The sequence below is a fragment of the Bradyrhizobium sp. 4 genome, from assembly GCF_023100905.1.
Lineage (GTDB): Bacteria > Pseudomonadota > Alphaproteobacteria > Rhizobiales > Xanthobacteraceae > Bradyrhizobium.
The window spans coordinates 2,208,103-2,228,494 of sequence record NZ_CP064686.1; the positions used below are offsets into that span (position 1 = coordinate 2,208,103).

21 protein-coding genes are annotated in these 20,392 nt (G+C 63.8%); 10 read left to right on the forward strand and 11 right to left on the reverse strand.

The window, feature by feature from the left end; all coding sequences use genetic code 11:
• Positions 1-300: 300 nt before the first annotated feature.
• Together IVB45_RS10135 and IVB45_RS10140 are read right to left on the reverse strand one after the other, a co-directional pair.
• A complete protein-coding gene (locus IVB45_RS10135) occupies positions 301-582 on the reverse strand; it encodes an HGGxSTG domain-containing protein (RefSeq protein ID WP_247360104.1) in 282 nt (93 codons plus the stop codon).
• Positions 579-1,235 carry a hypothetical protein gene (locus tag IVB45_RS10140; protein ID WP_247360102.1) on the reverse strand — a complete coding sequence of 219 codons (657 nt, stop codon included), beginning with the start codon at positions 1,233-1,235 and terminating at the stop codon, positions 579-581. Before IVB45_RS10140 ends, IVB45_RS10135 begins: the two co-directional genes overlap by 4 nt.
• A 437-nt stretch (positions 1,236-1,672) precedes the next feature.
• Between IVB45_RS10140 and IVB45_RS10145 the strand changes: the two genes are divergently transcribed.
• On the forward strand, positions 1,673-2,647 hold the full coding sequence (locus IVB45_RS10145; protein WP_247360101.1) for a tripartite tricarboxylate transporter substrate binding protein: 975 nt from the start codon (positions 1,673-1,675) through the stop codon (positions 2,645-2,647).
• Here IVB45_RS10145 and IVB45_RS10150 read toward each other — a convergent pair.
• A complete protein-coding gene (locus tag IVB45_RS10150; protein ID WP_247360099.1) occupies positions 2,634-3,119 on the reverse strand; it encodes an NUDIX domain-containing protein in 486 nt (161 codons plus the stop codon). The two genes, IVB45_RS10145 and IVB45_RS10150, sit on opposite strands and share 14 nt — an antisense overlap.
• 102 nt (positions 3,120-3,221) lie before the next feature.
• On the opposite strand from IVB45_RS10150, the gene IVB45_RS10155 reads away from it, so the two are divergent.
• Complete coding sequence (locus tag IVB45_RS10155; RefSeq protein ID WP_247360097.1) at positions 3,222-4,346, forward strand: DUF1236 domain-containing protein; 1,125 nt, start codon at positions 3,222-3,224, stop codon at positions 4,344-4,346.
• 50 nt (positions 4,347-4,396) lie between these two features.
• Here the strand turns inward: IVB45_RS10155 and IVB45_RS10160 are convergent, their stop codons facing one another.
• Positions 4,397-5,353 carry a lytic transglycosylase domain-containing protein gene (locus IVB45_RS10160; protein ID WP_247360095.1) on the reverse strand — a complete coding sequence of 319 codons (957 nt, stop codon included), beginning with the start codon at positions 5,351-5,353 and terminating at the stop codon, positions 4,397-4,399.
• A 181-nt stretch (positions 5,354-5,534) separates the two neighbouring features.
• Between IVB45_RS10160 and IVB45_RS10165 the strand changes: the two genes are divergently transcribed.
• Positions 5,535-6,569, forward strand: coding sequence for a L,D-transpeptidase (locus IVB45_RS10165; RefSeq protein ID WP_247360093.1), 1,035 nt, complete (start codon positions 5,535-5,537; stop codon positions 6,567-6,569).
• Here IVB45_RS10165 and IVB45_RS10170 read toward each other — a convergent pair.
• The 3 genes from IVB45_RS10170 to IVB45_RS10180 all read right to left on the reverse strand — a co-directional run bounded on the left by IVB45_RS10170 (position 6,566) and on the right by IVB45_RS10180 (position 9,115).
• Positions 6,566-6,841: a hypothetical protein gene (locus IVB45_RS10170; RefSeq protein ID WP_027516602.1), complete on the reverse strand. Its 276-nt coding sequence runs from the start codon at positions 6,839-6,841 to the stop codon at positions 6,566-6,568. The two genes, IVB45_RS10165 and IVB45_RS10170, sit on opposite strands and share 4 nt — an antisense overlap.
• Positions 6,842-6,920: 79 nt before the next feature.
• Positions 6,921-7,778, reverse strand: a complete 858-nt coding sequence (locus IVB45_RS10175) for a VOC family protein (protein ID WP_247360092.1) — start codon at positions 7,776-7,778, stop codon at positions 6,921-6,923.
• A 146-nt stretch (positions 7,779-7,924) separates the two neighbouring features.
• Positions 7,925-9,115: a urate hydroxylase PuuD gene (locus tag IVB45_RS10180; protein ID WP_247360091.1), complete on the reverse strand. Its 1,191-nt coding sequence runs from the start codon at positions 9,113-9,115 to the stop codon at positions 7,925-7,927.
• A gap of 235 nt (positions 9,116-9,350) precedes the next feature.
• On the opposite strand from IVB45_RS10180, the gene IVB45_RS10185 reads away from it, so the two are divergent.
• Positions 9,351-10,682 carry a sorbosone dehydrogenase family protein gene (locus IVB45_RS10185; RefSeq protein ID WP_247360090.1) on the forward strand — a complete coding sequence of 444 codons (1,332 nt, stop codon included), beginning with the start codon at positions 9,351-9,353 and terminating at the stop codon, positions 10,680-10,682.
• 139 nt (positions 10,683-10,821) lie between these two features.
• Here the strand turns inward: IVB45_RS10185 and IVB45_RS10190 are convergent, their stop codons facing one another.
• The 3 genes from IVB45_RS10190 to IVB45_RS10200 are packed head-to-tail and all read right to left on the reverse strand — an operon-like array spanning position 10,822 to position 13,005.
• Positions 10,822-11,622, reverse strand: a complete 801-nt coding sequence (locus IVB45_RS10190) for an SDR family oxidoreductase (RefSeq protein ID WP_247360089.1) — start codon at positions 11,620-11,622, stop codon at positions 10,822-10,824.
• A gap of 1 nt (position 11,623) precedes the next feature.
• On the reverse strand, positions 11,624-12,178 hold the full coding sequence (locus IVB45_RS10195; RefSeq protein WP_247360088.1) for a carboxymuconolactone decarboxylase family protein: 555 nt from the start codon (positions 12,176-12,178) through the stop codon (positions 11,624-11,626).
• 14 nt (positions 12,179-12,192) lie between these two features.
• Positions 12,193-13,005, reverse strand: a complete 813-nt coding sequence (locus IVB45_RS10200) for an SDR family oxidoreductase (protein ID WP_247360087.1) — start codon at positions 13,003-13,005, stop codon at positions 12,193-12,195.
• Between the two features lie 233 nt (positions 13,006-13,238).
• Between IVB45_RS10200 and IVB45_RS10205 the strand changes: the two genes are divergently transcribed.
• The 4 genes from IVB45_RS10205 to cyoD are packed head-to-tail and all read left to right on the forward strand — an operon-like array spanning position 13,239 to position 17,089.
• Complete coding sequence (locus IVB45_RS10205) at positions 13,239-14,072, forward strand: ubiquinol oxidase subunit II (protein WP_027568765.1); 834 nt, start codon at positions 13,239-13,241, stop codon at positions 14,070-14,072.
• Positions 14,062-16,062: a cytochrome o ubiquinol oxidase subunit I gene (cyoB, locus tag IVB45_RS10210; RefSeq protein WP_247360175.1), complete on the forward strand. Its 2,001-nt coding sequence runs from the start codon at positions 14,062-14,064 to the stop codon at positions 16,060-16,062. The genes IVB45_RS10205 and cyoB overlap by 11 nt, the downstream gene beginning before the upstream one ends.
• Positions 16,062-16,703 carry a cytochrome (ubi)quinol oxidase subunit III gene (locus IVB45_RS10215; protein WP_247360086.1) on the forward strand — a complete coding sequence of 214 codons (642 nt, stop codon included), beginning with the start codon at positions 16,062-16,064 and terminating at the stop codon, positions 16,701-16,703. The genes cyoB and IVB45_RS10215 overlap by 1 nt, the downstream gene beginning before the upstream one ends.
• Entirely contained in the window at positions 16,700-17,089 is a 390-nt protein-coding gene (gene cyoD / locus IVB45_RS10220; protein ID WP_018457172.1) for a cytochrome o ubiquinol oxidase subunit IV, read from the forward strand. The genes IVB45_RS10215 and cyoD overlap by 4 nt, the downstream gene beginning before the upstream one ends.
• Before the next feature lie 217 nt (positions 17,090-17,306).
• Here the strand turns inward: cyoD and IVB45_RS10225 are convergent, their stop codons facing one another.
• Positions 17,307-18,095: a thermonuclease family protein gene (locus tag IVB45_RS10225; protein WP_247360085.1), complete on the reverse strand. Its 789-nt coding sequence runs from the start codon at positions 18,093-18,095 to the stop codon at positions 17,307-17,309.
• 196 nt (positions 18,096-18,291) lie between these two features.
• Here IVB45_RS10225 and IVB45_RS10230 point away from each other — a divergent pair, with 196 nt between their 5' ends.
• Positions 18,292-19,890, forward strand: coding sequence for a GMC family oxidoreductase (locus tag IVB45_RS10230; protein ID WP_247360084.1), 1,599 nt, complete (start codon positions 18,292-18,294; stop codon positions 19,888-19,890).
• Between the two features lie 7 nt (positions 19,891-19,897).
• Positions 19,898-20,347: a gluconate 2-dehydrogenase subunit 3 family protein gene (locus IVB45_RS10235; protein ID WP_247360083.1), complete on the forward strand. Its 450-nt coding sequence runs from the start codon at positions 19,898-19,900 to the stop codon at positions 20,345-20,347.
• Positions 20,348-20,392: the final 45 nt, after the last annotated feature.

Genomic DNA, 20,392 nt, shown 5'->3' on the forward strand with positions numbered 1-20,392 from the left:
GATGCTGTGATGGGACAGTTCATTCCCATCCCCACTGACGTGAGTCCGGAAGTTCGAGCGAAGGTTCAAATACGACAACGCTTCAACTAAAGGTCAGTGCAGCTGCTTCTTTGGCCTAGCCTGCCCTTAGCCGACCTCCAGGCTGGCGCCGAGCTTGTCGCTCATGACGGCGTAGCCGACCAAAGCCCTTACAGACTTAAGGAAATGACCCACGGTGGAAGTCTGCAGGGCATCTGTTGCGGGTCTCTGCAAGCGTGTTCGTCAACAACGATTGCGATCTACGTTGGTCGCCCGCAACGTCTATTCGGCAACTCGCGACAGCTCCGCAAGGAGCTTCAACGCATCATCCAGCACGGCCTGGTCCTGCGTTCGTTCAGCGACCGCATCACGCGTGAATGCGCCATGCGTTCGCGCATTCTGATTTCCCTTCGGCGCGCCTGTTCTCCGTGCGCCGCCGTGCATGCGGCAGCGGACCTTGCCGTGCACGGCCGGCGCGCGGCAGGTGGTGCCGTTTCGCGTTTCGGCGCCACAGCGCGGGCTCGTCCACATCGCACGCGTGTTGCGAATGTGGTCGCCGCTCATGCATTGCTGCCTTGCCTGGATTCGGCCTGTTCGCACGCGCCGGCCTCACGCGGCGGGACCAGTCCTGCGGCTGTCGCAACGTTCGGCTCCGCGACGATCAGGCTCGCGTGTTGCGTCACGTTGCCCACGATCGCCCTGCCGCCATCCTGCACCGACAAGTTCCGGACCGTGATCGCACGCTCGCCGTTGTTGCGGTGGCGGCTGAGTGCCTCGATCTGGCTTGCGAAGGTGCGGGCCAGCCGGGTCAGCGCGCGTGTGAGGCTCTCCTGCTGCGGAATGTCATCGGTGAGGGCGAGGCGGCAGGCGGAGCGCATCGCTGCCGCGTGAACCGACGCCATCTGCACCGCGAGCATGGCCTCGATCGAGTCCTTCGGCGCGATGCTCTTCACCAGCGAGATCATGAAGGCGAGATTGGCTTCATCGGGCTTGCGTCCAGTCATGCTGGCCTTCACCAATTGCTTGAGGAGGCCATGCAGCGCGTCGCGGTCGGCGGCGCCGAGCGCCTCGGCCAGCAGCCGTTCGCCGGCTTGCGGGTCGGCATGGAGGATCGCAATCCCCCGCTTGTAGAGCTTGATCCGCGGGCTCGCGTCGGGGCCGCTGCGATCGTTTGCCGCAACCGGCAGCGTGCCGTGGTGTTTCGCAGATGTCGTCATGTGCTGTGTCCTTTGCTCGCGCGGGCTCATTGCGCGCGAAATCGATCGCTCGCTGCGCGCCTGTGGGATTTTTGAGATTTCGATGAAGGGCTTACGCGCAATCGCCGCGAGCCCCCCGTGGTCGGGCGGCGTGGACGCTGGCGATTGTTGCGATGGTGGCATTCTGCCAGTGTTTTGCCCGACGAGTCAAACGGCATTACGAAGCGCGCAATCCTCGTTCGTGCCAATCCGCGTTCGTGCAAGTCCTTGTTCTTGCAGTTGCCGGCTACTGTGCATGGGGTTGTTTTCGCATTTTTTGTTTCGGAGGGGCCCTGACTTGCCGCGCGACGGAATGCCGGCGCGCAAACGCGATTGCGAAATCCGGCGCGCCCGCTCATCATGATGTGCGAATGCGCTGCGTCATGCCAAAGCGCCGCGAGCGTCTGGGGAGAAAACGAATGCAACGAACGCTTCGCCTGCTGGCGATCGTCGCCGGATTGTGCGTGACCACGCAGGCCTTCGCGCAGAAATATCCGGCGCGGCCTGTCAAGATCATGGTCGGCTTCAGCGCGGGCGGCCCGGTCGACGTCGTCGCGCGCATCGTCGCCGATCGATTGAGCAACAAGCTCGGACAAGCCTTCGTGGTCGAGAATCGCGCCGGCGCCAACGGCATGATCGCGGCTGAAGGCGTCGCGCATGCGGAAGGCGACGGCTACACGATGCTGGCCTGCAACTCCTCCACGATCACGCTCAACAAAACGCTCTTCAAGGACATCCGCTACGATCCGGAAAAGGACTTCGCGCCGCTCACCACCGTCGTGTCGGCGCCGCTCGTGCTGGTGGTCAATCCGGAGAATCCCAAGACGGCCAACATCAACACCGTCGCCGATCTCGTCGCCGCGGCAAAGACTGCGCCCGGCGCGCTTGCCTACGGCTCGGGCGGCAACGGCAACCTCGCCCATCTCGCCATGGAGTTGCTCGGCCAGAAGGCCGGCGTCAAGATGATCCACGTGCCCTATCGCGGTGGTGCTGCGTCCGAGGTCGGCATCCTCGCGCAGGAGGTCCTGGCGGTGTTCGATCCCTTGTCCGCCGTGCCGCTGGTGAAGGCCGGCAAGCTGCGCGCGCTCGCGGTGTCCTCAGCCGAGCGGCTGCCGGCGCTGCCTGATGTGCCGACCGTCGCTGAAGCCGGCTATCCCGGTTTCGACATCTCGTTCTGGGTCGGCTTCTTCATGCCGAAGGCAACGCCCGCGCCGACCCTCGAGATGCTGCACCGGGAGATCATCGCCGCCGCCAACGATCCGGTGTTACGCGAGCGGCTGGAGACGCAGGGCGTGGTCAGCGTGCTCAGTCCGGCTGAGTATGCTGCGAAGATCGCCAAGGAGACCAGGGAGCTCGCCGAAGTGGTGGCGGCGGCGAACATCAAGGCGGAGTAGCGCGTCTGCTTGACGTGATGCCGGCCACCTGATCCAGCCGCTCGAGCAGCGGGCGTTGTCCTGCGTTGATCTTCTCGTGCGCTTCTGCGAGCGTGAACCATTCTGCACGGTCGACCTCAGGGAAGGTCTGGCGTTTGCCGCTGCGTGGCGGCCATTCCATCTCGAAAGTGTTGCTGCGAATGCTGCGCACGTCGAAGTCGAATTCGGCCGCGAACGCGGTGACGACCTTTCCGCCGCGCTGCTTGACTTGGCCAAGCGAAGTCAACGGCGTGGACAGCTCAAGTCCAAGCTCCTCGGCAAACTCCCGTCGCGCGGTGGTTTCTGCGTCTTCTTCGTCGGCATACTCGCCCTTCGGGATCGACCAGGCGCTGAGGTCCTTGTTGCGCCAGAACGGCCCGCCGGGATGAACGAGCAGGACCTCGATCTCCCCGCGCTTCCGATAGGCAACGATCCCGGCACTTTTCGATGGCATCGCAGGTTCCGTGCAGGCGGCGCATTCGCTCGGGAAAAAGTGGAACAGACGGTTTTAGCGCAGGTTAATAGCCAACGCTTTAACCGAACAAGGGAGTGACCCATGATCCGCCTGTTGGCAACGACCGCCTTAGGCCTGGTGCTGGCGAACGCCGCCTTTGCGCAATCGCCAAACACCAACACCAAATCCGAGCAGACGCCGCAATCCCAGTCCAATTCCACAGCTCCGTCCAACACGTCGCCGTCTGGCGCGGCACAAACGCAGCAGTCCACGTCGCAACCGCAGCAATCATCAACGCCGGGAGCGTCGACACAGAATACCCAGGCGACCACTCCGTCTTCCGGGTCGGCCAATTCCGGCCCGGGGACCAACGCCACCAACAGCGCGGACACGTCCTCCCGGCCGCCGAGCGGTACGGCAAACTCGAACACGGCCGGCAACCAGCCCGCCTCGCAGCAGAGCGCCAATCCGCCGGCGGCAAACTCGAACCAGACACAGGATCGCTCCAATCCTCCGGCGAACACTACCAATCAGGCGCAGCAGGCGCCCAGTGCATCTGGAACCAACCAGGCCCAGCAATCGCCAAACACGCCGAGCAGCAATCAGGCGCAAGACCAGCGGACCGGTGCCAATTCACAGGCCGCCGCCCGCACTGACGTCAACCTCAACAAACAGCAGGAGACCAAGATCAGCGCGTCCATCTCCCATCTCAACGTGCGGCCGCTGACCAGCGTCAATTTCTCGCTCAACGTCGGCACGGTGGTGCCGCGCGATGTCCAGCTATCGACGCTGCCGCCCGATGTGGTCGAGATCGTGCCGCAATATCGCGGCTACAGCTTCGCGCTGGTGAAGGATGAGATCGTCGTGGTCGATCCGGCGACATACAAGATCGTGACGGTGCTGCCGTACTCTGGACAATCCACGGCGACAACGACGACGACGCGCGAGCGCAGCGCCAGCAAGTTTTCGGATCGCGACCGCGAAGTGATCCGCAAGCATGCGAAGACCCGCACCGAGGGACGGAGCGAAGGACAGACCACCGGCAGCACTGCGCGATCCGAGATTCACGTCGGTGACCGCGTTCCCGAGAGTGTCGAGGTCGAGGAATTCCCGAGCACCGTCTACCGGGACGCGCCCGACCTGCGCGAGTACCGCTACATTCACCGCGATACGCGGACCTATGTCGTCGAGCCCGGCGAACGCCGCATCATCGAGGAGATCGACTAATCCACGGACCATCGGAAGCCGCTCCATCGAGCGGCTTCTGGATTTGCGCATCAGCCTGAAGATCGTTCGCGCGCTGCAAAACGGATGGCGCGGGCCTTCGCGCTCTTTCCCGCCGCGCGCGCGGCGATCATGCTGCGTGCCTTGCCCGGGGTGCTCTTTCGGATCAGGGACGCGAGCCGCTTGCGTGCGCGGCTGGCGGTCAATCGCGCCGCCAGTTGCTCTGCCTTGCGAATGATGGTCGTGACCGAGGGCGTCAGGTTCACCGGAACCCAGGCGACGTCTTTGGTCTTGGACAGGCTGCCGATGCCTTCGCATGGCGCCTCGCGCGGCAGGTCGATCCGGATCGCGAGGGCTTCCGCACGTTCGGTCCAGTCCTCAGCCCTGGTGCCGGTGATGATGCGGACATAGTCGCGTGTCTCACGCGGCAGCTCGCTCTCTTTGGCAAGCCATTTCTGGATCCGGCCGGGACCTGCGTTGTAGGCGGCTGCGGCAAGTCCGAGATTGCCGAAATCGTCGCGCAGCTTGCGCAGGAATTTGGCCGATGCCGGCAGCGCCTTCATCGCATCGAACGGATCATCCAGCCCGACCTCGGCTGCCGTTTCCGGCATGAACTGTGCGACGCCTTGCGCGCCGGCCTGGCTGACCTCGTTGGACTTGAAGCGGCTCTCCTGCCAGATCAAACGCGCGAAGAACGGCACGGGAATGCCGCTGGCTTCGGCAGCGCCACGAAGCGCGTGGCAGAAGCGCTCCGTCGGCGAAACCGGCGCCTGCGCGACGGGTTCGACCGCTCGCTGCGGCTCTGGTGTCTCCTCATAGGCCGCACGCGCATTGGCGAGCTCGAGGGCCTGCACGCTTGCAAGGAACAGCTCGACCACCGGAACAAGTGGCGAGGCCTGAGTGTTTTGAAGAACGGTGTGATCGAAAGCTGATGTTTGGCGTGACGCCGACGGATCGAAGTCGCACATCAGAAGCATGAACGCGGCGCAAGCCGCGACGACAAATCGCATTTGCTGGAGCAACCTCGAACTGTGGGTGAACGGCCAGCGGTGCGCCGGCAATAAGGAGTTATTAACCGAGGGATTACGGCAAAGCTGCGGTCTCGTCGGTTCCGCCGGTGTTACTACGGTGTTCCCGACGGGAAACTCTCTTCCCCGCGATTTGCGGGCATGGCGAATTGGGACGAGCGAGATGATGCGGTGGATGCTTGGCGCGGTGATTTCGCTGTCGGTGATCTCTCCGGCGCTTGCGGGCAATCTCGATGCAGCAGCGGTAAACGACGCTGCGCGTCCCGCAAAGCAACCTGCTAGCGACAAGCTCAACGCATCGATCGTGAAGCTTCAGATTCTGCTCGACCATGCGCGGTTCTCGCCCGGGGAGATCGACGGCAAGCTCGGCGAGAACGCGCACAAGGCGCTGAAGGCGTTCGCTGAGCAGAACGGCGTTGCATCCGACAAAACGATCGTACCGGAGCTTTGGGATAAGTTGAATGCAGCGAACGAAGGCCCTGTCCTCGTCGAATACAAGATCACGGACGCGGATGTGAAGGGCCCGTTTCTGAAGGAACTGCCCGGCAAGCTCGATGACATGAAGCAGCTGAAGGCGCTGAGCTACACCAGTCCGCTCGAAGGGCTTGCCGAGAAATTCCACATGAGCGGAGACCTGCTTCGGACGCTCAATCCCGGCAAGTCCTTCGACAAGGCTGGAGAGACGATTACCGTTGCGAATGTCTCTGCACGAAGCGAGCTGCCAGCCGTTGCGCGGCTCGAGATCGACAAGAAGAACGGCACGCTGAAAGCATTCGACGGGGGCGGCACCCTGATCGCATTCTATCCCGCGTCAATCGGAAGTCCGGATCGTCCGACGCCGAGCGGTACGCTCAAGGTCACCAGCACTCACGAGAATCCGGTCTATCACTACAACCCCGACTACAAGTTCAGAAGCGTCAAATCGAAAAGGCCGTTCGATGTTCAGCCGGGCCCGAACAATCCGGTGGGAGCATACTGGATCGGCTTGTCCGCTCAGGGTTACGGCATCCACGGAACGGCGGAGCCTGACAGGGTCAGCAAGTCCGCGTCGCATGGCTGCGTCAGGCTGACCAATTGGGACGTGCGCGCGCTGGGCGAGCACGTCAAGCGCGGCACGCCGGTGGTCTTCCTGGATGCGCCGACGGACTCCTCGTCCAGGCAGCAGGTGAAGTCCGGCGGCAGGCGCGCCTCGAACTAGTCTTTAGGAAAATCCTTGCGCATCGCGATCTCGGCGGCATCGCCGGGCGATAGCACGGTCTGGTCGAACGCTGCTTGCGGCCTCGTCATGATATCGTACAGCGAGATCCCCTTGATCGGCTTGCCCATGAGCTCGCGGACGCAGTCGGCGAGTGTGCCGTTGTAGACGAGATAGGGCGGACCTCGATCCTTCTGCCTCTCGCCTTTCAGCGACGGCCACTTTTTCAGTTCGGCCGGCGCGTCATAGGCGATCGGCGATTTCTCTTTAAACATGCGCTTGGCCCCTGAAGGCGCGGGTAGCCCGGAAGCCTAGGGCGGCCCGGTAAAACGCTTGTTAAAGAATTAGTTCAAATCAGCCGGCAACAAAGGCGAGCAGGGTGCCGTTCGCCTTGGCCGGCGGCACGCAGATCGCAGACCCGCTGCGCACGGCTGCCGAACCAAGCGCCTTCTCGGTGGCCGCGAGATCGCCGCTCACAAGCACCAGGGCAGCGCCACCGCGTTCGGAAAGACCCGCGAGCGGCACGCCGGGATAGCGTTTGCCGAGCTGCTCCAGCGTCAAGTAGACGAAGTCGGCCCGATCGCCACCGGAGGGTGCGGTCACCGCGCCGTCAGCCTCGGCCTTCGGCTCGCGGTCGATCAGTCGTCCCAGATGCGCGGCTTCCTTCGCGGGCTCGGGCGTCGCGATCAATGTCTGCTTGATCCGCCTGGCCGCATTGGCGTGCTTCATCAGCTCGGGAATCCACACGGTGTCGCGCGTCTTGTGCTGGCAGGCGAAAATGCGCACGCCGCCGGGCGCTTCCGCGGTCGGCCACATGAAGGTACGGAATTTCGCCGCCGAGACCGTGCCGTCAGGCAGCGTCACGGGCCGTTCGAAATCGGTCGGGCCGATCGGCTCCAGGCCGCGCGCGCGGATCTCCTCCGCGCCGGCGGTGGAATCGACCGCGGTGAAGGCGATGCGCTCGATGCCTTCGCCGCGCTTGTCGAGGAAGGCACGCGCCGGCGCGTTGTGCTCGGTCGCCGCGAGCACGCCGAGCAGCTCCATATAATCCGGGTCGAACATGATGGTGTAGTTGCCGGTGCCCATATGTGCGCTGTGAGTGCCGCGCGGCGAGATGGTGAAGCCGAGCTGCCGGTAGTTCTCGGCGGCTTTGTCGAGGTCCTGAACCATGACGACGGCGTGGTCGATACCGATGACGTTCTTGAGAGCCACTGTTCTTTCCCCGCATGCAAACTGACTGCACCGCCGCTGGCGGCCGCAGGTCCTGTCTACGCCGGATAGGCGGTCAAGTCATTTTCAAATCGGCGGGACATGCAGAAATTTCATTCCGCGAAAGGCGATATCGACGCGCGATGGCGTCAGCGCGCCTGCTCGATATAGGCGGCGAGGATGGCGCGCTCCTCGCTGGTCATTTCGGTGATGTTGCCCGGCGGCATCGCATTGGACCAGGCGGCGACGCGGCCGATCAGGCGGATGTTGCGATGGATGTGCTCGGGCGCGTCGAGCAATATGCCCTTCGGCGCGGTCACGATGCCGGCCCAGACCGGCTCGGTCGCGTGGCACATGCTGCAGCGGGACATCACGATCTCCTCGACATTGGCAAGCGTCGGCTGCGCCGACAGCGCGCTTGTCTTGACCTCGCGCGGGCCGGCCGCCGAGAGGAAGAGGATCGCGATCACGCCGACCGCTGCGACACCCCACACCCACCACGGCGATCTGCGTCCGGCATGACCCTCGTTGAAGAAATGACGGATCACGGGACCGAGCGCCAGGATGATGGCGACGATAATCCAGTTGAAGCGGGTGGCATAGAGCAGGGGATAGTGGTTGCTGATCATCAGCACGACGACAGGCAGCGTCAGATAGTTGTTGTGAACCGAGCGCTCCTTGCTTGACTTGCCGAGCTTTGGATCGGGCGCCTGCCCTGCGAGAAGGGCGGCTACGATCTTCTTCTGGTTCGGGATGATCAGCGTGAAGACGTTGGCGACCATGATGGTGCCGATGATCGCCCCGATCTGGTTGAAGGCGCCGCGCCCGCTCAGCACGTGGGTGAAAGCATAGGTCAATGCGACCAGGAACAGATAGCCGCCGATCGCGAAGGGCAGATCGCGCTGCGCCAGCCCGGTACGGCAGGCGCCTTCATAGAGCAGCCACGCGAGCGCGAGGCTGCAGAGGCTGAACAGGCCGGCCTGGAATGGTGTGAGGTCGAGGATCGACCTGTCGACCAGAAACAAATCGGCCTCGAGATAATACACCACCACCATCAGCGCGAAGCCGGACAGCCAGGTGGTGTAGGCCTCCCATTTGAACCAGGTCAGCTTGTCCGGCATCTGGGCGGGCGCGACCAGATATTTCATGATGCGGTAGAAGCCGCCGCCATGGACTTGCCAGGCCTCGCCTTGCACGCCGTCCGGCAGATCGGACCGGGGCCTAAGGCTGAGGTCGAGGGCGATGAAATAGAAGGAACTGCCGATCCAGGCGATCGCGGCGACCACGTGCAGCCAGCGGAGCAGCAGGCTCGCCCATTCCGATATGATGGATCCCCACATGATCACCCCAACAGATGCGACCCCAATGCCGCAGCCTTGATGACCGCAACCGGCGGCCACGCCCCTATAATGTGTCGCACCGATCAGCCGCATTTTCCAGTACGATGGGCTGCGGCTGATGCACATCGTGCGGGCATGAGCTGACGTGGGATTCGGCAGGCATTTGACCTGTCGCAGAACGCTTGCGTGTCGATCGGCGTTGATGCGCCAGACGTGACGGCCGGGAGGAAACGACGTGAGGAACAGGATTTCGTTCGTGGCGATGTCCGCGGGGTGGCTGGTCGCGGTCGCGAACTGCGCCCAGGCGGAGCCGGTGCTGCAGGGCAAGGATGCCTACGGCGATTGGCAGGCCGACAAGCCTGGCACGGTCAGGTTGATCCGGCCGCAGGATCTGGTCAGGCCTGGGGCCACGCGGTCGGTTGCGAGCTCGTCGCGCGTGGTGCCGCGTCCGCCGGAGGGGGCGCTTCAGGTCCCGGCCGGCTTCAAGATCGAGCTGTTCGCAGAGGGCCTGCGCGCTCCGCGCATCGTGCGCGTGGCGCCGAACGGCGATGTTTTCGCCGCGGAGACGCGCGCGGGCACCATCCGCGTGTTGCGCGCCGGCGAAGGCGGCAAGGCCGCGACCAACGAGGTCTTCGCTGCCGGACTGAGGCAGCCGTTCGGCATCGCCTTCTTCCCGAACGGCGACAATCCGCAATGGGTCTACGTCGCCAACACCGACAGCGTCGTCCGCTTTCCCTATCAGGCCGGCGATCTCAAGGCGCGTGGCAAGGCGGAGACGATCGTCGCGAGCCTGCCGCATGACGGCGGTCATTCCACCCGCGACGTCGTCTTCACGCCCGACAACAGGCGCATGCTGGTGTCGGTCGGTTCGCTCAGCAACGTCGCCGAGGGCATGGGCACGCCGCCGGGCGGAGTGGAAACCTGGTCGAAAGCGCAGCCGCTCGGTGCGGCCTGGGCGAGTGAGACCGAGCGCGCCACGGTGCTCGCCTTTACCCCGGAGGGCAAGGAGCGGAAGATCTACGCCACCGGCATCCGCAACTGTGTCGGTCTTGCGATCCAGCCGCTGACCGGGCTGCCCTGGTGCTCGACCAACGAGCGCGACGGGCTCGGCGACGATCTCGTGCCTGACTATGTGACGAGCGTGAAGGAAGGCGCGTTCTATGGCTGGCCATGGTTCTATATCGGCGGCAACGAAGACCCGCGCCACGCCGGCGCGCGGCCGGACCTCAAGGACAAGGTGACGGTGCCTGATGTGCTGGTGCAGCCGCACTCGGCCTCGCTCGGCATGACCTTCTATCAGGGCACGCAGTTTCCGTCAGAGTATCAGGGCGATGCTTTCGCGGCCGAGCACGGCTCCTGGAACCGGTCGAAGCGCACCGGCTACAAGGTGATCCGCATCCGGATGAAGGACGGCAAGCCGACCGGCGAGTATGAGGATTTTGTCACGGGATTCGTGGTGAGCGATACCGAGGTATGGGGGCGGCCGGTCGGTGTTGCCGTGGCAAAGGATGGGGCGCTGCTGGTGTCGGAGGACGGCAACGGCACGATCTGGCGGGTAAGCCGTTAGCCTCGCTGCGCAGCGTTGAGACGGGTGAGGGGTTCTATCGGCGAACTCCCCGCGTCTGCGGAGAGCAACCCCTCATCCGGTGCTTCGCGCCACCTTCTCCCGCAAGGGGAGAAGGGAAGACGCACTGCGCTTGCGGCGCTCACCCCCGTCGCACACTGGCTCCGCCATCCACCGGCAACGTCACACCCGTGATGAAATTCGCCTCGTCCGAGGCCAGGAACAGCGCGGCATTCGCGACGTCCCACCCCGTTCCCATCTTCCTGCGCAGCGGCACCTTGCTGTCGCGTTCGGCTTCGACTTCGGCGCGGGTCTTGTGCCATTCGCGGGCGCGGGTGTCGACGGCCATCGGTGTGTTCATCAGGCCCGGCAGGATGACGTTGGCGCGGATGCCGTATTCGGCGTTCTGGTAGGCGAGCTGTTCGGTGAACGCGATCATCGCCGACTTCGTCGCCTTGTAGGCGACGTACGGGTAGGTCGTGATCGCCGCCATCGAGGAGATGTTGATAATCACGCCGCTTCCTTGTGCGCGCATGATCGGGATCACCTCTTTCGCCGCCCAAATGCAGCTCTTCAGATTGATGGCGACGACGCGGTCGAACGCCTCCTCGGTGATTTGCAGCAGCTCGGCGTCGCCGCCGGCCAGGCTTACGCCGACATTGTTGTGCAGTACGTCGATCCGGCCCCAGCGCGCCTGCGCCTCCGCGACCATCGCCTTGATGTCGGCGGATTTTGTGACGTCGGCCCTGAACGCCACGGCGGTGCCATGCTTCGCGGCGATCATGGCGGCGGTTTCCTGCGCCGATTCCAGATGATGATCGACGCACAGCACCTTGGCGCCCTCGCGCGCGAAGGTCAGCGCAGTGGCGCGGCCGTTGCCCATGCCTTCGCCGGGACTCTGGCCGGCGCCCACGACGATCGCAACCTTGTCCTTCAAGCGCATGTCAGTTCACTCCCGGAATCGGGTACTGCTGGAGTACCTCTTTGTAATATGGCTCGTTGTCGATCTTCATGGTGGCGAGCACGCGCACCACACCGCAATAGAATGCGATGGTCAGCACGAGGTCGACCATGTGCTCGTCCGAGAGATGCTGCCTGATCTCGGCAAAGGTCGCATCCGACATCGCGAGCTCGCGCACCATCTCGCGGGCACCTTTCAGGATCGCCTTGGCCTGTGGCTCGAGCGTCGAGGGCTTGCCCTCGGTCTCAGCCATCAGGCCGGTGATGTCATCATCGGTGACGCCGAACTCCTTGCCGATCTTCACGTGGTGAGTGAACTCGTATTCCGACTTCTCCATCCAGCCGACCTGGAGGATCGCAAGCTCCCGCAGGCGCCGGTCGAGCTTGCTCTTGAAGCGGATGTAGCCGCCGATGCCGTTGAAGGCGCGCGCCATCTCCGGCGAGTTGACCAACAGCTTGTGCAAATTGGTGTTGCGCTTGAGCATGTCGCGATATTCGGGCGCGACCTGATCGGCCTCGAGATAGGGCAGGCGGGCCATCCCTGATATTCCTTTCAGTGTTCTTGTGATTCACGTTCGGGCGCTTGCAGCGTCACCCCGCCGTCCACCACCAGCACCTGTCCGGTGATATAGCGCGCAAAATTGCTGAGCAGGAATTTGACGGCATGGCCAACGTCCCAGCCGGTGCCTTCCGTTTTCAGCAAAGACGCCTTGGCCCGCTGGGCGCGCGCCTGTTCGCTCATGCCGCGGCCATAGACCATCGGCGTGTACATCGGCCCGGGGCAGATGCAATTGACGCGGATGTTGTCGCGGCCGTGATCGACCGCCATTGCGCGGGTCAGGCCGATGATCGCGGCTTTCGAGGTCGAATAGGTCGTCAGGCCGCGCGGCCGCAGCGCCGAGATCGAGGAGATGTTGACGATCGCGCCGCCCCGCGCGGTCTTGATCATGGCAGGGATCGCGTGCTTGGAGAGCAGGAACATGCTCTCGACATTGACCTGCATGACGCGGCGATATTGCTCGGGCGCTTCGTCGACCACGCTGCCGCGGCTGCCGATGCCGACATTGTTGTCGAGGAAATCGAGCTGGCCCCAGCGGTCGAGCGCGGCTTCGACCAGCGTCCTGCAATCGCTCTCGCTGGTGACGTCGCCGCCATGCGCCGCGGCCATGCCGCCTTCGGCTGCGATCATCTCCGCGGTGCGTTCGGCGAGCTTGAGGTCGCGATCGGCCACCAGCACTTTGGCGCCGGCGCGAGCCAGTAGAATTGCGGCGGCGCGACCGTTGCCGATGCCGTCGCCGGCAGCGCCGCCGCCGCTGACCAGCGCCACCTTGCCGGCGAGACCGGGATCGTCCTCGGGCCCCTGCATGTCGTTTCATCCCGATTATTTTCGTGCACTCTAGCAATCGCCCCGAGCGGAGAGAAGGGCCGGGCTCCCGCTTTCATGTCATTGACATCGCATGGAATTGCATGCCGCCGCACGAGAAGGGCGAACGATCGACCCGCGCCGTTAGGAACCGACCTCACGAGATCGCGTTTGTTGCGGAGCCTTTCCCGCGTTAGGCTCTGTCCCGGGGCTTCCCAACCGCCAGTGGCTTGCCGATGAATCTGCTCGATCCACAAGGGCCTGTGGCTGCGGCCAACAGCACCATCCTGGTCGATTCCGTCTTCATCATGCTCGCGATCGTGGTGCCGACCATCATCGCCATCCTGGCCTTTGCATTCTGGTTTCGCGCCTCGAATCCCAAAGCAAAGTTTCAGCCCGACTTCGTCTATTCCGGGCGGGTGGAGATGGTGGTGTGGGCGATCCCCGCGCTCACCGTGATCCTGCTCGGCGGCGTCGCCTGGATCGGCTCGCACCAGCTCGATCCCGCGGCACCCGTGCCCGGCACCGGCAGCCCGGTTCGCATCCAGGCCGTCTCGCTCGACTGGAAATGGCTCTTCATCTATCCGGACCAGCGCATCGCCACCGTCAATACGCTGACGGTGCCGGCAGGCGCCGAGCTGAATTTCCAGCTGACGTCGTCGAGCGTGATGAACACCTTCTTCATCCCGCAACTCGGCAGCATGATCTACACCATGAACGGCATGGTGACGAAGCTGAACCTGCGCGCCGACAATGAGGGCAAGCTCCAGGGGTTGTCGGCACATTTCTCCGGCGACGGGTTTCCGGACATGATGTTCGACGTCAACGTGGTCTCGCCGCTCGCCTTTCCGGATTGGGTGGCGACCACGGCGAAGAGCGATGCTGTCCTCAATGAGGACAGCTACAAGAAGCTGATGCAGCAAGGCATCGAAAAGGGCAGGCCGACCTACCGGCTGGATGACCCCAGGCTGTTTGATCTGATCGCGACCCAGCACATTCCCCCGGGACCGGGTCCGGAACTCGCATCCGAGGCCGGTCGGTCGCACAGTGGAGGCCATGATGCTCGGTAAGCTCGATTGGTCGGCCATTCCGTTCGATCAGCCGATCCCCCTGATCGCGGGCGCCGTGGTGTTGGTCGGGATTCTCGCCGTGCTGGCCTGGGTCGTGGTGAAGGGGCATCTGCCCTATCTCTGGCACGAGTGGATCACCAGCGTCGACCACAAGCGGATCGGCGTGATGTACATCCTGCTGGCCTCGGTGATGCTACTGCGCGGCGGCAGCGACGCCATCATGATGCGGATCCAGCAGGCGGTGGCCTACCAGTCGCAAGGCTATCTGCCGCCGGAGCACTACAATCAGATATTCTCCGCGCACGGCACCATCATGATCTTCTTCGTGGCGATGCCGTTCGTGATCGGACTGATGAATCTCATCGTGCCGCTCCAGCTTGGCGTACGAGATGTCGCTTTCCCGACGCTCAATTCGGTCGGCTTCTGGCTGACCGCGACCGGTGCGCTGCTGGTCAATCTCTCGCTCGTGATCGGCGAGTTCGCCCGGACCGGCTGGCTCGCGTTTCCGCCGCTGTCGGAGCTGTCCTACTCGCCGGGCGTCGGCGTCGATTATTACGCGTGGTCGCTGCAGATCTCCGGCATCGGCACGTTGGTTGCCGGCATCAATCTCGTGACGACGGTGCTGAAGCTGCGCACCAAGGGCATGAACTATCTGCGCATGCCGATGTTCTGCTGGACCACGCTGGCCTCGAACCTCCTGATCGTCGCGGCTTTCCCGATTTTGACCGCCACCCTCGCGATGCTGCTGCTCGACCGCTATCTCGGCTTCCACTTCTTCACCAATGAGGCCGGCGGCAATGTCATGATGTTCATGAATCTGATCTGGGCCTGGGGGCATCCCGAGGTCTACATCCTGGTGCTGCCGGCCTTCGGCATCTTCTCCGAGGTGGTCTCGACCTTCTCCGGCAAGGCGCTGTTTGGCTATCGCTCGATGGTGCTGGCGACCATGGCGATCTGCGTCATCTCCTTCATGGTCTGGCTGCATCACTTCTTCACGATGGGAGCGGGCCCCGACGTCAACGCTATCTTCGGCATTGCCAGCATGATCATCGCGATACCGACCGGGGTGAAGATCTACAACTGGCTGTTCACGATGTATGGCGGCCGCATCCGCTTCGAGACGCCGATGCTGTGGTCGATAGGCTTCATGGTCACCTTCATCATCGGCGGATTGACGGGCGTATTGGTCGCGGTGCCGCCGGCCGATTTCATCCTCCACAACAGCATGTTCCTGGTCGCGCACTTCCACAACGTCATCATCGGCGGCGTGCTGTTCGGAGCCTTCGCCGGCTTTGAGTACTGGTTCCCAAAGGCGTTCGGCTTTCGCCTCAACGACCGCTGGGGCAAGCTCGCGTTCTGGTTCACTTTCCTCGGCTTCTACGTCACCTTCATCCCGCTCTACGTCGCCGGCATGCTCGGCATGACACGGCGCATGCAGCACTATGACGTCGCGGCGTGGCGGCCCTGGATGCTGGTTGCAGCCGTCGGCATGGCCGTGCTGACGATTGGCGTGATCTGCCAGATCGTGCAGCTCGTGGTCAGCATCCGCAACCGCGAAGCCCTGCGCGACCGCACCGGTGATCCCTGGGACGGCCGTTCGCTGGAATGGGCGACGTCGTCGCCGCCGCCGGTTTTCAACTTCGCTTTCAACCCCGATGTGCGCGGCGAGGATGCCTACTGGGATCTGAAGACCCATGCCAAGCAGCAATCCCTCGGTCATGATGCGCCCGAGTATCATGACATCGAGATGCCCAGGAACTCGCCGACCGGGTTCGTCTGCGCGTTCTTCGCCACGGTCATGGGCTTTGCGCTGATCTGGCACATTTGGTGGATGGTGATCTTGGGCGGTATCGGAGCGTTCGCGACCTTCGTCGTGTTCGCCTGGCGCGACCATGACGAATACGTCATTCCGGCCGAGGAGGTCGCGGCGATAGACCGCGTCAACCTCGAGGAGCGGCGTAGCCTCGTCAGCATGGCGGGGACAGTCTGATGTCAATGACCGCGACCGCCGGCCGTGCGCACGCCGATCCCCATCACATCGGGCTCGTCATCGGGCATCCCGGCCCGGCGCCGAAGCGCATCGTGACCGCCTATGGCTTCTGGGTCTTCCTGCTCTCCGACATCGTGATGTTCTCCTGCTTCTTTGCGGCCTATGCGGTGCTGGCCGACCAGACCGCCGGCGGTCCGAAGGGTTCGGAGATATTCGAGCAGCGGAACGTCGCGATCGAGACTGTCTGCCTGCTGCTGTCGAGTTTCACGTGCGGCATGGCGAGCATCGCAGCCGATGTGCGAAACCGGTTCTGGTTCTATCTCGGGATGGCGGTGACGTGTTTGCTCGGCCTCATCTTTCTCGTCATTGAGTTTCGCGAATTCGCTGATCTCGTTGCCCGAGGCTATGGCCCATCGCGCAGCGCTTTCCTGACCTCGTTCTTCTCGCTGGTCGGCTGCCACGGCCTCCACGTCTCGGCCGGCATATTGTGGCTTCTCACCATGATGGCCCAGGTCTTCGCAAAGGGTTTTCGTGCCGACGTGCTGCGCCGGATGATGTGCTTCGCGCTGTTCTGGCATGCGCTTGACATCGTCTGGGTCGGAGTCTTCTCCGTTGTCTATTTGCTTGGGAGTGGCGTATGAGCGATCAGACGCATATGCCGGCCGGCCATGACCTTGCGCCGGGCGATGAGGAGCAACACAGTGTCGGCACGCGCATCCTCGGTTACGTGGTCGGTCTTGTTCTGGCGCTGCTGCTGACGGCGACCTCGTTCTTCATCGCCGGCACGGATCTGGTCTGGCAGCCTTCCATTCCCGTCGCGCTGATCGTGCTGGCGATCGCGCAGATGGGCGTGCACCTCGTGTTCTTCCTGCACATCACCACCGGCCCCGATAACACCAACAACGTGCTGGCGCTGGCTTTCGGACTGTTGGTGGTCTTCCTGGTGGTCGGTGGCACTGTCTGGATCATGGCGCATCTGAATGCGAACATGCCGGCCATGGATCAGATCATGCCGATGCGCCGCTAAGGGCGCACAAAAAAGAAGAGCCGCTTGTTGTGACAAGCGGCCCAAGTCTAGGGAGGAAACGCCCGAGCAAAGCAATCGGGCCGGAGCCGGATTGCCGCCAAGGAAACGCTCGCGCAAAGCGCTTGCGTACGCTTACAAATGCAGCAACTCCCGATAGAGTTCAATTCCGGATGAATACTGTCTCCGGTTGCCGCTCACGGGTGCGTGATGGGCTTCGTTATTTCGGCCGCCGGCAATTGTAGGCCTTGCGGAAGCCCGCAGCCTGGGCGTCGTCCTCCGAGCAGAACCAGCGGTCCGGTTTGGTGGTCGCGGGGTAGCTCGGGCAGCCCCGTAAATGGTAGATGCCGATGTTGCCGGTCACGCGCGCGCGGACCGCAAGCTTGCCTTTGATGCCACAGCTCGGCGGCATCGTCAGATCCTCGGGAAACAACACCGCGCGAATCTCCTTGTCGCGATCGGCGCGGCAGGCTGCGCCCAGGAGCGCGCCGTCCTTCTTGCCGGTGCGGAATTCTTGCGGTGCAACAAAGCAGCCCTTCCAGATTCCGGCCGAGGTTGATTTCGCGTCGGCCGCGGCCGACTTGATGTTCGCCTTGACCGGCTCGCGGGCGATGGCAAAGCCCAGCTTGACCAGCTGCTCGTTCAAGCTGGTCTTGTCGCCTTCGGCCGTGCAGATCGCGCGGTGCCGCTTGCCAAAACTCTTTTCCGGTCCGACATCGTCGCAACGCACCGATCGCTTGCCAATCAGCTTGGCGAGCTGGTCGCGGGCCTCGATGCCGCAGGTCCAGGGATCGGCGTGATCGTCGATGCAGACCTGGTCCAGCTCGGGTGCGTCGACGCCGTCGAGGCGGTAGGTGACGTCGCCGAGCTGGATGGCGTTGCCATCGCGGACCGTCGCGGCGGCGGTCAGCGCCGAGGCCGGGCCGGAGGTGCCCAGAAATCCGGACAGGGCAATAAAGGAAACGAGCGCAAAAGCGCGGGCGCTGGCAAAGGACTTTCGGAAGGACATAAGGTCTCGCTATCGATGGCTCGTGCGCCTTGTTCCTAGCATCCGGATGTTGCGATACCAATGGTCTGCGCCCCGCGAAGTGCGACATTCCGGCCTCGCGGCTTTACTCAGCCGTAGCTCTGATCCTATCGTTCGCCGGCCTTGCGGAGCGGAGGCCGAATCGCCCGGGAAGCGGCGAAGGGAGGAAAAATTTGCGATGAAAGACCCCGTGGACGTCCTGATCATCGGCGCCGGCGCTTCCGGCGCGGCGGTGGCGTGGTCGCTGGCCGAGACCAAGATGCATATTCTCTGCCTGGAGCAGGGCGGCTGGATGAACCCGGCGGAATATCCCAGCACGGGCCGGGACTGGGAGGCCAAGTTCTACGGCGAGTGGTCGTCCAGCCCCAACGTCCGCGGCCGCCCCGAAGACTATCCGATCAACGACGACGATTCGCCGATCAAAGTCGTCAACTATAATGCGGTCGGCGGCTCGACGGTGATGTACACCGCGCACTGGCCGCGGCTGCATCCCTCCGATTTCAAGGTGAGGACGCTCGACGGCGTCGCCGACGACTGGCCGATCGACTACGACGCGCTGACCCCGTTCTTCGAAGAGAACGACCGGATGATGGGCACGTCCGGCCTGTCGGGCGATCCGCTCTCACCGCTGACGCATCCGCCGATGCCGCAACAGCCGATGGGGTTGTCCGGTGCGATCATCGGCAAGACCATGAACAAGCTCGGCTGGCACTGGTGGCCGTCGGATACGACAGTCGCGACCATGGACTACGAGGGCCGCGCGCGCTGCATCAATCTCGGCCATTGCACGCCAGCCTGCGCGCAAGGCGCCAAGTCCTCGACCGACATCACCTATTGGCCGCACGCGGTCCGCGCCGGCGTCGAGCTGCGGACGCACTGCCGGGTGCGTGAGATCACCACCGACGAGAACGGCATGGCCACCGGCGTGGTCTATTACGACAAGGACGGCGTCGAGCAGTTCCAGCCGGCGCATGTCGTCATCATCGCCTGCAACGGCGTCGGCACGCCGCGGCTGCTGCTGAATTCGGCATCGAATCGCTTTCCGAACGGGCTTGCCAATTCGTCCGGCCTCGTCGGCAAGAACCTGATGTTCCATCCTTATGCGCAGATCTACGGCTACATAAAAGAGCCGACCGATAGCAACCGCGCGCCGCCGACCTGCCTGTGGAGCAAGGAATGGTATGACACGGACCTCTCGCGCGGCTTCGTGCGCGGCTATGGCGTTCAGTTCGTGCGCGGCGCGGGGCCGGTGTTCGAGGCTGTCGTCAGCGAGCAGAGGGGCATTCTGCCGTGGGGCGCCGATCATCACCGCATCTTCCGCAAGCTCAACGGCCACCGGCTCGGCTTTTCCGCGATCTGCGAGGACCTGCCGGAGGAGCATAACCAAGTCACGCTCGATCCGGTCTTGAAGGACGGCCACGGCATTCCCGCGCCGAAGATCGACTACACGATCAGCGAGAACAGCCGGAAGATGATGGAGCATGCGCTGGCGCGCGGGCGGGAGATTCTCGAAACCGCGGGGGCGAGCGACATCTGCGTCAACTCGCCGATCCCGTGGGGCGGCTGGCATCTGCTCGGCACGGCACGCATGGGCACCGCCCCCGAACGCTCCGTCGTCAATGAATGGGGCCGCTCGCACGACGTCAAGAATCTCTTCATCGTCGATGGCAGCATCTTCGTCACCTCGGGCGGGGTGAACCCGACGTCCACCATTCAGGCCCTTGCGCTCTACATCGCCGACCAGATGAAGCAGCGCCTCGCCAATTTGTTCGATTGAGGCCGACATGTCCGCAGACAATCAACTGACACGCAGCCAGTGCGACGACCTCCGCGCTATCGCCGCGATGATCGTTCCCGCGAGCGATGAGTACAAGGTGCCCGGCGCCGACGACCCCGCGATCCAGGCTGACATGCTGGCGACGCTGGGGCGTGACGCCAAATTGGTGGCGGCGGCGCTCGATCATCTGGCGCGGCTCGCGGGCCGACCGTTCGCCGAGCTCGATGCGGCCAGGCGCGATGCGGTGGCGCAGGAGTTTCGCAGTTCCGGCGGCGCGGCTGCCGCGACGCTCGTCCGCGTGGTGCTGCAATGCTACTACCGCGATGACCGTGTGCTGCGCTCGCTCGGCCTCGAGCTACGCGCGCCGTTCCCCCTGGGTTACGTGCTGCCGGATGGCGACTGGTCGTTGCTGGATCCGGTCAAGGCAAGGGCGGGCGCGCTGCGACGGGCGCCCTAGCCACCCGGGCAGTCCAGCCTTGCGCCCCGGACGGGTCCCTTGCGC

Coding starts and splice junctions, on each gene's coding strand:
- IVB45_RS10135 (WP_247360104.1), bottom strand. CDS start 582: ATGAGCGGCGACCACATTCGCAACACGCGTGCGATGTGGACGAGCCCG.
- IVB45_RS10140 (WP_247360102.1), bottom strand. CDS start 1,235: ATGACGACATCTGCGAAACACCACGGCACGCTGCCGGTTGCGGCAAAC.
- IVB45_RS10145 (WP_247360101.1), top strand. CDS start 1,673: ATGCAACGAACGCTTCGCCTGCTGGCGATCGTCGCCGGATTGTGCGTG.
- IVB45_RS10150 (WP_247360099.1), bottom strand. CDS start 3,119: ATGCCATCGAAAAGTGCCGGGATCGTTGCCTATCGGAAGCGCGGGGAG.
- IVB45_RS10155 (WP_247360097.1), top strand. CDS start 3,222: ATGATCCGCCTGTTGGCAACGACCGCCTTAGGCCTGGTGCTGGCGAAC.
- IVB45_RS10160 (WP_247360095.1), bottom strand. CDS start 5,353: ATGCGATTTGTCGTCGCGGCTTGCGCCGCGTTCATGCTTCTGATGTGC.
- IVB45_RS10165 (WP_247360093.1), top strand. CDS start 5,535: ATGATGCGGTGGATGCTTGGCGCGGTGATTTCGCTGTCGGTGATCTCT.
- IVB45_RS10170 (WP_027516602.1), bottom strand. CDS start 6,841: ATGTTTAAAGAGAAATCGCCGATCGCCTATGACGCGCCGGCCGAACTG.
- IVB45_RS10180 (WP_247360091.1), bottom strand. CDS start 9,115: ATGTGGGGATCCATCATATCGGAATGGGCGAGCCTGCTGCTCCGCTGG.
- IVB45_RS10190 (WP_247360089.1), bottom strand. CDS start 11,622: ATGCGCTTGAAGGACAAGGTTGCGATCGTCGTGGGCGCCGGCCAGAGT.
- IVB45_RS10195 (WP_247360088.1), bottom strand. CDS start 12,178: ATGGCCCGCCTGCCCTATCTCGAGGCCGATCAGGTCGCGCCCGAATAT.
- IVB45_RS10200 (WP_247360087.1), bottom strand. CDS start 13,005: ATGCAGGGGCCCGAGGACGATCCCGGTCTCGCCGGCAAGGTGGCGCTG.
- IVB45_RS10205 (WP_027568765.1), top strand. CDS start 13,239: ATGAATCTGCTCGATCCACAAGGGCCTGTGGCTGCGGCCAACAGCACC.
- cyoB (WP_247360175.1), top strand. CDS start 14,062: ATGCTCGGTAAGCTCGATTGGTCGGCCATTCCGTTCGATCAGCCGATC.
- IVB45_RS10215 (WP_247360086.1), top strand. CDS start 16,062: ATGTCAATGACCGCGACCGCCGGCCGTGCGCACGCCGATCCCCATCAC.
- cyoD (WP_018457172.1), top strand. CDS start 16,700: ATGAGCGATCAGACGCATATGCCGGCCGGCCATGACCTTGCGCCGGGC.
- IVB45_RS10225 (WP_247360085.1), bottom strand. CDS start 18,095: ATGTCCTTCCGAAAGTCCTTTGCCAGCGCCCGCGCTTTTGCGCTCGTT.
- IVB45_RS10230 (WP_247360084.1), top strand. CDS start 18,292: ATGAAAGACCCCGTGGACGTCCTGATCATCGGCGCCGGCGCTTCCGGC.
- IVB45_RS10235 (WP_247360083.1), top strand. CDS start 19,898: ATGTCCGCAGACAATCAACTGACACGCAGCCAGTGCGACGACCTCCGC.